Origin of the sequence: Polaribacter marinivivus (assembly GCF_042651285.1) — a bacterium.
In the GTDB taxonomy this organism is placed as follows: Bacteria; Bacteroidota; Bacteroidia; order Flavobacteriales; family Flavobacteriaceae; genus Polaribacter; species Polaribacter marinivivus.
In genome coordinates this window covers 853,947-868,244 of sequence record NZ_JBHSCY010000002.1, presented here as the reverse complement: position 1 = coordinate 868,244, position 14,298 = coordinate 853,947, and the positions used below count along the sequence as shown (strand labels likewise).

The window sequence follows — 14,298 nt, the reverse complement described above, 5'->3', positions numbered from 1 at the left end:
ATTAATGATGATGAAAAAAATAAACATAAAAACAATAATGAGTTTAGTCCTTTTTGTCGGATTAATTTACTCATGTAGTGATGATTTTGTAGAGGTTAGCCCTACATCAGATAACTCAGAAGATTTCTTCAATACTCAAAAAGACTATGAAGATGCTTTAATAGGTGCTTACGATTTATTACAATCTACATACTTAAATGTAATGCTTGGTGAAATAGCATCAGACAATACATTAGCAGGTGGTGAGAGTGCAACAGACGTATTAGGTATTCAAGAAATAGATGATATGACTCATACTCCTTTAAATGCTCAATTAAGAGATATTTGGAGCTGGATGTATGCAGGTGTAAATAGAGCTAATTACATTTTAGAATTTAAAGATAAAACAGACTTTACAGGTAAAGATGTAATTTTAGCAGAAGCTACTTTTTTAAGAGCTTATTACTACTTTGAATTAGTAAAATGGTTTGGTGATGTTCCATTAGCTGTTGACAAAAGAATACAGTTTGGAGAACAGTTTAATATAGATAGAACTCCTAAAGCAGACGTTTATGCTCAGATTGAAGCAGATTTAACTTATGCTGCAAGTATTTTACCTTACACTAGAACAACTCCTGGTAGAATAACTAAAGGAGCTGCACAAGCATTATTAGGTAAAGCTTATTTATATCAAGATAAATTTGATGAAGCTGCAACTGTTTTAGAAAATTTAATTCAAAATGGTCCTTATGATTTAGTTTCTGATTACAAATCAATTTTTGAAGAAGCAGGAGAAAATAATATAGAATCTGTATTTGAAGTTCAATATTTTGAAGGTCAAGGTGCTGGTTTTGGATGCTTACAATGTAGTGAGGGTAATGTAGCAGTTGGTTTTAACGGAGTTAGAGCTTACACTGGGCCAGATTATTCTTCTGGATTTAGTTTTAATGTTCCTGTTCAAGAAGTTGTAGATGCTTTTCAGGCTGGAGATTTAAGAAAAGATGTTGCAATATTAGATATTGATGCTTGGGCTACAGCAACTGGTGCTACTTATGGAACTGGTTATGAACACACAGGTTATTTCAATAGAAAATATATTCCAAGAACAAGAAGTTCTAATGCACAAGGAGATAGAAATTTAACAAATCCTAATAACTATAGAGCAATTCGTTTTGCAGATGTGTTATTAATGGCAGCAGAAGCTTTTAATAGAAGTTCTTCACCAAATGATACTAAAGCTCAAGCTTATTTAAACAGAGTAAGAGAAAGAGCATTTGGTAACTCTAGTAATAACATTACAGCTACTGGTACAACTCTTTATAATAATATTCTTGATGAAAGAAGAGTAGAGCTAGTAGGTGAAGGTCATCGTTTTTTCGATTTAGTTAGAACTGGAAGAGCTGCTCAAGAAATAAACGGCTTTCAAGCTGGTAAACATGAATTATTTCCTATTCCAGAAATCGAAATTTCTTTAGCAGGAAATCGTTGGGCTCAAAATCCAAATTATTAAAATAAGTAAATATGAAAAACATAAATAAATTTTATAAATATTTCTTTGCACTGTTCATTTTAATGGCATGTGATGAAGAATTAAGAGATTTATCATTTACAGATAGTATTGCTCCACCAAGCAATGTCTCTGCTGCTTATGATTTAACTCAAGACAATACTGGTAATGTTACAATTACCCCATCAGCTGATGGTGCTGTTAGTTTCGAAGTATATTTTGGAGACTCTACTACTGAGCCTGCTAAACTAGGTTTAGGAGAAAATGTAACACATACTTATGCTGAGGGGAGTTATAATGTTAAAATTGTAGCCATTAATTTAAAAGGAGAAAAAGTAGAAGCAACTCAACCTTTAGTAGTTTCTTTCAGAGCTCCAGAAAATCTAATGGTAACTATTGAAAATGACGCTGTAATTTCTAAACAAGTAAATGTAACAGCAACAGCAGATTTTGCTGCAACGTATGAGTTTCATTCAGGGGAAACTGGTGTTACACAACCTGTAGCAACTGCAAATATTGGAGATCAATTATCTTATCAATATTCAACACCAGGTACATACTCTGTAAAAATTGTTGCTAAAGGTGCTGCAATTGCAACAACAGAATATACTATGGATTTTGAAGTAACAGAAATTTTAGCACCAATTGCTTCAGCTCCTGCTCCTCCAGCTAGAGGTGCAGCTGATGTAATATCAATTTACTCAAGTGTTTATACAGATGTTGCAGAAACTAATTATTTTCCAGATTGGGGACAAGGTGGTCAAGGTAGTTCTTGGGCAGAGTTTGATTTAAATGGAGATAAAATGTTGCAATATATAAACTTAAGTTATCAAGGTATTGCATTAAAAGATGGGACTTCTGTAGATGTTTCTAATATGGAATATCTTCACTTAGATGTATGGACGTCTGTAAATGGAGATATCACAGATTTAGAAACTTCGTTAATTAATAATACAGCTGGTGGTGCAACAGAAGCACCAGTAACAAAAAGTATAACAGCTGGTGATTGGACAAGTATTGATATTCCTATTAAAGATTACACAGATCAAGGTTTAACAGTGTCAGAAATTTTTCAATTAAAATTTGTAGGTACACCATGGGCTGCAGGTACTGTTTTTATAGATAATATTTATTTTTATAAATCTCCTTCAGTACCTTTTAATGGGGTAACACCTTTAACTTTCGAAGATAATTTTACATTAAGTTCTTTTGATGGTGGAGCTATACAAGCAATAGCTAATCCAGATGCTTCAGGTATAAATACTTCTTCTAGAGTATTTGAAATGGTTAAAAATGCAGGTCAACCTTGGGCTGGTTCTAAAATTACATTAAATGAAAATTTCGATGTTTCCAACCCAATAGTAAAAGCAAAAGTTTGGGCTCCAAGGACAGGATTAAATCTTCTTTTAAAATTTGAAGACGCAACTCCTTGGCCAAATACAGCAGCTTCTGCAGAGATTACAGCAACAACAACAGTTGCAAATCAATGGGAAGAATTAACATTCGATTTTACAGGAATAAGTGGAGCTATAGATTTTAACAACCTAGTTTTAATTATGGATAATGGAACACAAGGTGATGGAACTTCAGATTATACAATTTACGTAGATGATATCACAACTTCTCCAGAACTTAATTTAGAGCCTAATGTAAGTTTATCAAGTTTTGATGGAGGTGATATAACAATTATAGATAACCCAGATGCTTCAGGAACTAATACTTCTGCAAGAGTTGCAAAAATGGTTAAAAATGCTGGTCAGCCTTGGGCAGGTTCAAAAATTACAGTAAATTCTCCTTTTAGTTTTATTGGAGGTACAGGTGTAAAAGTAAAAGTTTGGTCTCCAAGAGCAGGCTTAAATTTACTTTTAAAATTTGAAGATGCAACTCCTTGGCCAAATACAGTAGCATCTGCAGAAGTAACTGCAACAACTACTGTTGCTAATGGATGGGAAGAATTAACGTTTAGTTTTTCAGGAATAAGCACATCAGTAGATTTTAATAATCTTGTATTAATTATGGATAATGGTACTCAAGGTGATGGTTCTAGTAATTATACTATTTATATAGACGATATAACACAATTTTAATATTTTAAAAAATGAAAAATCATATCAATAAAATATACACATTATTATTTTCTATGGCAATTATGTTCTATGGTTGTCAAGAAGATGATTATTCTTTTGGAGACATTATCACTCCTTCTAATATTCAGATAAATGCTGAATTAGTAGGCGCAGATGCAAATAACCCAAATGGAGATGGAAGTGGAGAAGTTAAATTTACTGTAACCGCAGATAATGCTGTTTCTTATAAATTTGTTCATGAAGGAGCAGAGTATGTAACGCTTTCTGGAGAACAAAGTATTATTTTCAGTAAACTAGGTTTAAACACTTATACAATTACTGCTGTAGCTTCTGGTACTGCTGGTGTTACTTCTAGTAAAACAATTCAGGTAGATGTTTTAGCAACATATTCACCACCAAACGATTTAACAGCTAAATTATATGGTTTTGATCCTGCTAATCCAACAGCAACCACTTCTAGAACTTGGAGAATTAAATCTTCAAAACCTGGTCATTTTGGTTTAGGTCCTGTTGGTGGTACTACTCCTGTTGAGTGGTATGGTGCAGGTGTAGATGAAAAAGCTGGGGTAGGTATGTATGATGATCGTTTTATTTTTAGTTCTGATGGTACTTTTACACATACCACTAATGGAGACATTTTTGGTAGAGATCCATTTATTGTAAATGACCTTGGTCCAAATACTGCAGGTTCTGTAAATGGAGCAGACATTGAAAATTATGCATATGGAGACTATTCTGAAACTTTTCAATTAACAGCTCCAGGTGGAGTAGAGACAATCAACTTGTCTGGTATAGGATTTATTGGATATTATACAGGAGGTAATCATCAATATGAAATATTTGATAGATCAGTTCCTAATGAACTACTATTAAAGACTACAGATGCAGATGCTACCTTTGATTGGTGGTTTATCATTGAGATAGAATAAAAATTTAAATTTATAAATATAGGGTTAGTAATCTACTAACCCTATATTTATAAAATGTAACCCTACACATAACACAACAATACCTATACAATATTTGTAGATTTTATTATAAATAATTCTTCATAACTCTTTATTTACAAAGAAAAACTAAAACTAATAAGTTAAATTTTTCTTGTATACTTTTTGTAGAGGTGTCTATTATCAAATTCGCAATAAAACACTGTTAAATTTATAGATGTTTTAAAAATTCAAATAGTTTAATTGATTATATCCAATCTCTACAAGGATCAATCGAAAATTTAAAATCAAATTATGAAAAACAATTTAATAAGATTATTATTTTTCTTGTTAACGCTTAATTTCTTTGCACAGTCAAAACCTAACAATGTAGTTGTTGTTTCAGACGCAAATGGAATGAAATTAACTGTTGATGGAAAAGACTTTATGGTAAATGGTATCAACTGGGATTATGTACCTATTGGTTACAACGTGTTAGATGCTAAATTTTGGGAAAAATCTGACGATATCATTAAAGCTGGTTTAGATGAAGAAATGGCTTTATGGCAGAACATGGGAGTAAATGCAATTAGAACTTATATAGGTATGCCTCCAAAATGGATAACTTATATCTATGAAAAGTTTGGTATTTATACTATGATCAACCATCAATTTGGTGCATATGGTTTAACAATAGATGGTGTTTGGAATCCAAAAACAAAATATGCAGACCCAAAGGTTAGAAAACATTTAATAGATGAAACTGTTAAAATGGCTAACCTTTATAAAGATACTCCAGGTCTACTTTTATTTATGTTAGGTAACGAAAACAATTATCACTTAACTTGGGAAGGAGCTGAAACAGATGAGGGTATAATTATCAATGATCAAGACGAAGCAAAAAGAGCAGAAGCAAGAGCAATGTATAAGCTTTTTAATGATGCTACTTTAGCAATGAAAAAGTTAGGACTTTCTCAGCCTGTTGGTCTTTGTAATGGAGATTTATTGTATTTAGATATTGTTGCAGAAGAATGTAAAGACATAGACATTTATGGTACAAATATGTATCGTGGAGAATCTTTTGTTGATGCTTTTTATAGAGTAAAAAATGAATTTGGTAAGCCAATTTTATTTACAGAATTTGGCTCAGATGCATTTAATGCTAGAGATAATAAAGAAGACCAATTAATGCAAGCGCATTATATGGTTAGCAATTGGAAAGAAATTTACGAAAATGCATATAGTCTTGGTAAAGCACAAAACTCTTTAGGAGGTTTTACTTTTCAATCTAGTGATGGATGGTTTAAGTCAGGTTTTGATGAAAGAAAAAATGCAGATGTTCATGATACTAAAGCAAACTGGCCTAGTAATGGTTATAGCTTAGATCAGGCAAAACCTGATGATAAAAACATGAATGAAGAATGGTTTGGTATTGCAGCTAAAGGGCCAACAGATGTTAGAGGTTTATATACTTTGTATCCAAGAGCATCTTACTATGCACTAAAAGAAGCACATAAATTTAATCCTTTTAAAAGTAGTTATACAGATTTTCAAAATCATTTTAAAAATATTAATTTGATGGATGCTGTTTTAAGAGCTAGAGGAGATAAAGCTGCAGTTGGTGGAAATCAAAAATTGAGAATAAGTAATTTACAAGCTCAGTTTACTACATTTAATACAGGTGGTTCTTTAATTACAACTCCAGAAGTATCAGATGGAACAGGTCAAGGTTTTCCAGACAGACAAGGGTTTGATCATATGCAATCTTATTTTGTTGGAGTAGAAGGTAAGCCTTCAGAAAACATAAGAGCTGAAATTAATTTTAATATTTTAGGAAATGTTGCAGGTAATCCAATAGATGATATTTTTTATGAAAATGTTGGTAGACCAATTCAAGTAAACTCACCAAATGGTCCTGTAACTCTAGTTGACAATAATAGATTAAGAGTTTATAATGCAGAATTTGAGTGGAATGCTAAAGATTTTGATATGAGAGGTTTCTATAGAACTGGTCATTATCATTGGCAATATGAAGGAGATTTCTTTGGTTTATACCCAGAAGCCTACTATGGTCCTAATTTAGATATTTATAATGGTGAAATTTTAGGAGTAGAAGTTGATGGTAAAGGAGAACTTTCTGGTTTAAAAGCTGCTTTTGGACCTCAATTATGGTGGGGTGCCAACCCAGCAGTATTATTAAAATACCAAACTAAACTTGCAGGTTTAGATGTAGCTGCAGTATATCATAAAGATATTGTTGCAGGTAATGGTATAGATGAAAATGGTAATCGTATTTTAGATCCTGCTCAAGCAAGATCAGGAGTTATTCCTGCATTACCAACAGAAAGAGCTACAATTGCTTTAGAAAAAGAAGTTGGTAAATTTGGTTTTGCAGTAGGTGCAATTTGGGGAGGTAGACCTTTAAATGGAAGAGTTTACCAAGATATTAATGATGCAGGTCAAGTTGTAAATGATAGAATACAATCTAAAGACAATTGGGGAGGTAAAGCTAAAGTTACTTTTACAAATGGAGGTTTTAACATGTATGCACAAAGCTCTATAAGAGGATTAGTAGCAAATGGAGGAGCAGACCAAACATTAACATTTACAGGTTGGACATTAAAAGACAGTGGTAGTGGAAACGTAAGTAACTTCTTATCTGGTATTGCTTATAATTTTGGAGGTAAATTTCAAATAGCACCAAACTTTATGTGGCAACAGCCATTAGTAGATCCAATGCCAAATGATGTTGGAGCTCCAGGAAGATTAAGAAACTGGGTAGATGATCCATTCTCTGTAAGAGCAGGTAACAGAGAAATGACTGCAGGTGAAATTTTATTCACTTTCGATCCAACTCCAGCTACGTATATGTACGAATTTAACAATGACCTTGCAGAAGATGCACCATTTGCATTTAACCTAGGTATTGTATATCGTCATTTACCAACTACACAAGATGCTGCAATCGGATTTAACGCAGACCGTTCTTTCTTCGCTTTTAATAGATCTGCTCCTGCAGAAGACTTATGGGAAGTAAACTCAAGAATGGTTTCAAAAGTAAATCCTAATTTAGGCTTAATTGCAAATCTTTATTATGGAACTGCTCAAGCAAATGGAGATAGTGATAGAACTATCAATAGATTTGGTGCAGATTTAAGAATGATTTACAATAAGATGAAAATAACAGGGATGGTAAAAGTAAACGATTGGGGACCTTTTGATTATCATAGAGACTTTAACTTAACTTTTCCATTACAATTGATGTTAGATATTTCAACATCTGTAGGTAAACCAAACTGGTTTATCTTACCTGATACAAAAGTTGGTTTAAGAGGTACATGGAGATCTTTAAATGAGTTCTCTCCTAGGTATTCTCCAAATGCTACAGCAACTCCGTTTGCAACACAACCAACAATCAGTCCAGTAGGTTTCCCTAATGGTTCTGAATGGGAAATTAGAACTTACATTCATATAAATATTGGAAAATAATAGAAAATAGTTATGAAGACAATACAAAATATAAAACAAAAATCAATCTTAATTTTACTACTCTCTGTAGTGTTTTTAGGATGTGAGAGAGAAATTAGCGACGAAGCTGTTCTAGCATCTTTCTCATCAACTGGAGAAATTTTTACAGATAGTCCAGTTGGTTTGGGAAGCGATTTTTATTTTCCATATGGTGGTTCTAAAGCCACTGCTTGGACTGTAGACGAAACAGAAGCTTATGAAGGTTCTGCATCTATGCGTTTTGATGTACCAAATGCAGATGATCCTAATGGAAATTTTGCAGGAGCAATTTTTAGAATTGATGGAGCAGGTAGAGATTTAACAAAATACGATGCTTTAACTTTTTGGATAAAAGCTTCACAAGGAGTTACTATTGGTGAACTTGGTTTTGGAGAAGATTTTATTTTAAACGAATATGTAACAACACTTACAAATGTTAGTGTGGGTACTGCTTGGACAAAAGTAATTATTCCAATTCCAGATGCTTCTAAGTTAAAACAAGAAAGAGGAATGTTTAGGTATTCTGCTGGTACACAAGGTACAAATGGAGGTGGTTTTACTTTTTGGGTTGATGAACTTAAGTTTGAAAAATTAGGAACTATTGCACATCCAAGACCTAAAATTTTTAATGGAGTAGATGAATCTGAACAAACGTTTATAGGTGCAACAATTTCTATTTCTGGTTTATTTCAAACATTTAATTTACCAACAGGAGCTGATGTTACTGTAATTGCATCACCTAAATACTTTGACTTTTCAAGTTCAGATAATGCAGTTGCTACTGTAAGTGATTTAGGAGTTGTTTCAGTTTCTGGTACAGGAAATGCTATAATATCAGCAACCTTAAATGGAGACACTGCAGAAGGTTCCTTAACAGTTAACTCTTTAGGTCAATTTACACCTGCACCAACACCTACTGAACCAGCAGCTAATGTTTTATCAATATTTAGTGATGCTTATACAAATGAACCAGTAGATTTTTATAATGGTTATTATGCTCCTTTTCAAACAACACAAGGTCAAAATGACATTACCATAAATGGAGATAATATTATTAAATATTCTTTATTGAATTTTGTAGGGATTGAGTTTAAAAACCCAACAATTGATGCAAGTCAAATGGATTTTCTACATATAGACATTCAAGTTGAAAATACTATTAATCCTGGTGACTTTGTAGCTGTAGAATTAGCAGACTTTGGTGCAGATGGCGCTTTTGGAGGTGGAGATGATTCTAGTGGAAGAATTGTATTTAATTCTTTTACTACAGGTAATTGGGTTAGTTTAGATATTCCTTTAGGAAACTTTAATTTAACTAGTAAACTAAACTTAGGTCAAATGCTTTTTATAACAGAAGGTACAAACCCTAATGTTACAGGTAGTATTACAGATATTTTAGTAGATAACATTTATTTATATAAAACTACAGGACCAACAATTCCTTTTAATTTTGATGATGCTAATGTAGATTACTCATTTACAACATTTAATGGAGCTTCATTTACAGTGGTAGATAACCCTCAGTTATCAGGTATTAATGCAACAGCTTCTAAAGTTGGTGCTTTAACAAATTCTGGAAATCAATGGGAAGGTTGTTATACAGACCTAGATTCTCCACTTAATTTAGCAAATGGAAACAAAGTAAAATTCAAATTGTACTCAACAAGTGCAGTACCAGTGTTGCTTAAGTTAGAAGGTGGTTTAAATAGTGCTGCACCAGTAGAAATTGCAGTAAATCATACAGGAAGTGGATGGGAAGAATTAGAATTTACTTTTAACTCTACAAATCAATATGAAAGATTTACATTATTTGTAGATGGACCTGGTAATACTTCTGGTACTTTTTATATAGATGATGTACTACAAACTAATTAAAACATAAGCAATGAAAATAAATAAAAAACTTAAACTCAGTTTATATGTAATGATATTTTCATTCATATTTACTGCATGTGAAAATTCAGAAACACAGACAGTAACAACTTTAACTAATTTAGTTTGGGCAGATGAATTTAGTATAGATGGAGCTCCAGATGCTAATAACTGGACTTACGAAATTGGTGATGGAACAGCACAAGGTATTCCAGGTTGGGGTAATAATGAATTTCAATACTACACTTCTAGGCCAGAGAATGTAAAAGTTGAGAATGGTAATTTAGTAATTACTGCTCGTAAAGAAACTTTTAGTGGTTCTGGTTATACTTCTGCAAGACTATTAACTAAAGGGTTATTTCAACAAAAATATGGTCGTTTTGAAGCTCGCATAAAATTACCTTGGGGACAAGGTTTATGGCCAGCTTTTTGGATGTTAGGAGATGATAATAATGGTGCATTATCTTGGCCTCAAATAGGTGAAATAGATATTATGGAAAATAGAGGTAATGAACCTACTATAACTCATGGTTCTATTCATGGACCTGGTTATTCTGCTGGAAATGCAGTTACAAAAAGTTACGATTTAAATGCAAGATTGGATACCCAATTCCATGTATATGGAATAGAGTGGGGTCCAAATTATATAAATTATTATGTAGATGATGTATTATACAATCAAATAACTCCAGAAGATTTACCTAATGGTACTGAGTGGGTTTTTAATGACAGAGAATTTTACATCATTTTAAATGTAGCTGTTGGAGGTTCTTTTGCAGGAGCACCAAATGCAAACACAGTTTTCCCTCAAACTATGGAGGTAGATTACGTAAAAGTTTATAATTAAAAAATTAGTGAATAATGATGTCTTTCATCATTATTCACTTTTTAAATACAACTATTGTTAACCCTATTAATTCAAAAAAAACTGAATTAAATTTTTGCGATTATCGCATTTATCTAAAATAATATAATGAGCAATTTTATTTCTCACGTAGACAATTTATCAAACAGAAAAGTTAAAGGAGAACTAGTTCAACTTAATAACGAAACGTTTTATAAGATTTCAAATAGTCATGCAATGCGTCCATTTTTTATGACTATTGTATCAGATTCCAATCATTGGATGTTTATCTCAAGTAATGGTGGTCTTACTGCTGGAAGAAAGAATGCAGAGTTTTCTCTATTTCCTTACTATACAGATGATAAGATTAACCAGTTAGCAGAAACTACAGGTTGTAAGTCGATTTTTAGAATTTTTAAAGATGATAAAAATCAACTTTGGGAACCTTTTTCTGATAGACAAGCTGGTATTTATGAGATAACAAGAAACGTTTACAAAAACAGTTATGGTAATAAAATTATTTTTGAAGAAATTAATAAAGATTTAGAAGTTACTTTTAAATACGAATGGAATTCTAGTGATGAATATGGTTTTGTTAGAAAAGCTACCCTTCAAAATAATTCATCAAAAGATATTAAAGTAGCTATTTTAGACGGAATACAAAATATTTTACCTTATGGAGTAGGTTCTGACTTGCAAGGTATAAGAAGTAATTTAGTAGATGCATACAAAAAATGCGAATTAGAGCCAGAAGTTGGTTTAGGTATTTATGCATTAAGTGCAATAATAGTAGATAAAGCAGAGCCAAGTGAAGCTTTAAAAGCTAATTTAGTTTGGTCTTTAGGATTAGAAAACCCTACATATTTATTGTCATCTTCTCAATTAGATTGTTTTAGAAATGGTTATCCTTTAAATCAAGAAGTTGATGTTAAAGCAGAAAAAGGAGCTTATTTTATGAATGCAGAAATTAGTTTATCTGCAAATAATGAAAAATCTTGGTTACAAGTAGCTAATGTAAATCAAACTGTTTCTGATGTTATTGCTTTATCAGAAAAAATAAAAAATAACAATAATTTAGAAGATGAACTTCAAGCTAGTATAGATGAAGGAACAAAAAACCTTATCAATTTAGCAGCTGCATCAGATGGTCTTCAGCTTTCAGATGATCCATTAATTAATATGCGTCATTTCTCGAATACACTTTTCAATATTATGAGAGGTGGTATTTTTGATGACAATTACAAGATAGAAAAAGACGATTTTACAACTTATTTAGCAAATGCTAATAAAGAATTGTATCAGCATAAAAAAGAATCTTTAGCAAATCTGCCAGAAGAATTTACATTAAGTTATATTAAAGAATTAGCAGATAATGATTCAGACAAAGATTTTAAACGTCTTTGTTTAGAATATTTACCATTAAAATTTAGTAGAAGACATGGAGATCCAAGTAGACCTTGGAACAAGTTTTCTATTAATACAAAAAGCGAAGTAGATGGCTCTAAAATCTTAGATTACGAAGGTAACTGGAGAGATATTTTTCAAAATTGGGAAGCATTAGCACATTCATATCCTCAGTTTATTGAGAGTATGATTCATAAGTTTTTAAATGCGACAACTTTTGAGGGTTATAATCCATACAGAGTAACAAAAGGTGGTTTTGATTGGGAAGTTATAGAAGAAAATGATCCTTGGTCTTATATTGGTTACTGGGGTGATCATCAGATAATTTACTTATTAAAATTCTTAGAATTTATAGAAAATTATTACCCATCTAAATTATCAGAATTATTTACAGAAGATATTTTTGTTTATGCAAACGTACCTTATGTAATTAAATCATATTCAGATATTTTAAAAAATTCTAAAGATACCATTGACTTTGATCATAGATTACAAGAAACTATAGAAAAAAGAAGAGAAGAAATAGGTGTAGATGGGGCTTTATTAAGAGATCAAAAAAATGAGATTTATAAAGTAAATTTAATTGAAAAACTCTTAGTAACTGTTTTAGCAAAAGTTTCAAACTTTATTCCAGAAGGTGGTATTTGGTTAAATACACAACGTCCTGAATGGAATGATGCTAATAACGCATTAGTTGGTAATGGAGTATCTATGGTTACCTTATATTATTTAAGAAGATTTATCAACTTCTTTGAAGAGGTAGTAGAAAATTCATCAAATAATGAAGTTGAAATTTCTTTAGAGGTAAATATAATGTTTACTAAAATATTAGAAGTTTTAGATGCTAATACTTCAGTATTATCAAGAAAAGTTAATGATAAAGAAAGAAAAGCAATTTTAGATGGTGTTGGTATTCCTGCAAGTGAATACAGAGAAAAAATATATAAAAATGGTTTTTCTTCTAAAAAAGAAAAATTAACTAAAAGTTCTTTAATGCATTTCTTTGCAATTACAAAGAATTATTTAGACCATAGTATAAGAGCAAATAAGCGAAAAGATAATATGTATCATGCTTATAACTTAATGACTATAGAAAATAAAGAAGAGGTTTCTATTTCTTATTTATCAGAAATGTTAGAAGGGCAAGTAGCAGCATTAAGTTCGGGTTATTTGTCACCACAACAAGCCTTAGATTTATTAGATGGTTTAAAAGCAAGTGCTTTGTTTAGACCAGATCAATATAGTTACATTTTATATCCAAATAAAAATTTACCAAGATTTACAGATAAGAATAATATTGATAGTTCTAAGGTAGAAAAATCAAAATTATTAATGACTCTTCTAGAAAATGGAAGTCAAAGAATAGTAGAAAAAGATGTAAATGGTAATTATCATTTTAATGGTAATTTTAATAATGCCAACAGTGTAAAAAATGCTTTAGATGCTTTACCTGAAGCGTATACTAATTTAGTTAAAGAAGAATCTGATTATATTTTAGAAATTTTTGAAGAAATTTTTGATCATAAATCTTTTACAGGTCGTTCTGGAACTTTCTTTGGTTATGAAGGTCTAGGATCTATTTACTGGCATATGGTTTCTAAGTTGTTATTAGCAGTTCAAGAAAACTGTTTATTAGCAATAAATTCAGGTGAAAGTGATGTGGTAATTGGTAAATTATTAGATCATTATTACGAAATTAATGCAGGTATAGGTGTACATAAATCTCCAGAATTGTATGGAGCTTTTCCAACAGATGCGTATTCTCATACACCAGCTACAAAAGGTGCTCAACAGCCAGGAATGACTGGTCAAGTTAAAGAAGATATCTTAAGTAGAATAGGTGAGTTAGGTGTTTTTGTAGAAAATGGTAAAATCACTTTTAAACCTAAACTATTAAAGACTTCTGAGTTTTTAGATAGTTCAGAAATTTTTGAATACATCACAGTAAATAATGAGAAAAAGACTTTAAAAGTAGATAAAAATCACTTGTGTTTTACCTATTGTCAAGTACCAGTAATTTATAAAATAGCTGATACAAATAAGATTGAAGTGGTTTACAATAACTCTAAAACAGAGCAAGTATCAGGTTTGGTTTTAAGTGATACTGTAAGTACAGAAATTTTTAATAGAACAAATAAGGTAAGTCATTTAATAGTTTCTATAATAAAATAA

The 14,298-nt window shown here is 31.3% G+C and carries 7 protein-coding genes; all 7 read left to right on the top strand.

Annotated elements, in window-relative coordinates:
* The first annotated feature begins 10 nt into the window (after positions 1-10).
* The 7 genes from ACFOWD_RS12035 (at position 11) to ACFOWD_RS12005 (ending at position 14,298) form a co-directional block, all read left to right on the top strand.
* Complete coding sequence (locus ACFOWD_RS12035; protein ID WP_298994528.1) at positions 11-1,489, top strand: RagB/SusD family nutrient uptake outer membrane protein; 1,479 nt, start codon at positions 11-13, stop codon at positions 1,487-1,489.
* Between the two features lie 11 nt (positions 1,490-1,500).
* Positions 1,501-3,573 carry a hypothetical protein gene (locus ACFOWD_RS12030; RefSeq protein ID WP_298994531.1) on the top strand — a complete coding sequence of 691 codons (2,073 nt, stop codon included), beginning with the start codon at positions 1,501-1,503 and terminating at the stop codon, positions 3,571-3,573.
* An 11-nt stretch (positions 3,574-3,584) separates the two neighbouring features.
* Positions 3,585-4,502 carry a glucan endo-1,3-beta-D-glucosidase gene (locus ACFOWD_RS12025; protein WP_377410869.1) on the top strand — a complete coding sequence of 306 codons (918 nt, stop codon included), beginning with the start codon at positions 3,585-3,587 and terminating at the stop codon, positions 4,500-4,502.
* A gap of 312 nt (positions 4,503-4,814) precedes the next feature.
* Positions 4,815-7,988 carry a glycosidase gene (locus tag ACFOWD_RS12020; protein WP_377410867.1) on the top strand — a complete coding sequence of 1,058 codons (3,174 nt, stop codon included), beginning with the start codon at positions 4,815-4,817 and terminating at the stop codon, positions 7,986-7,988.
* 12 nt (positions 7,989-8,000) lie between these two features.
* The gene (locus ACFOWD_RS12015; RefSeq protein WP_377410865.1) at positions 8,001-9,881 is read left to right on the top strand and encodes a glycosyl hydrolase family 16; all 1,881 of its coding nucleotides are present in this window, start codon (positions 8,001-8,003) and stop codon (positions 9,879-9,881) included.
* A 10-nt stretch (positions 9,882-9,891) separates the two neighbouring features.
* Positions 9,892-10,725 carry a glycoside hydrolase family 16 protein gene (locus ACFOWD_RS12010; RefSeq protein ID WP_377410863.1) on the top strand — a complete coding sequence of 278 codons (834 nt, stop codon included), beginning with the start codon at positions 9,892-9,894 and terminating at the stop codon, positions 10,723-10,725.
* Positions 10,726-10,851: 126 nt separating this feature from the next.
* Positions 10,852-14,298: a hypothetical protein gene (locus ACFOWD_RS12005; protein ID WP_377410861.1), complete on the top strand. Its 3,447-nt coding sequence runs from the start codon at positions 10,852-10,854 to the stop codon at positions 14,296-14,298.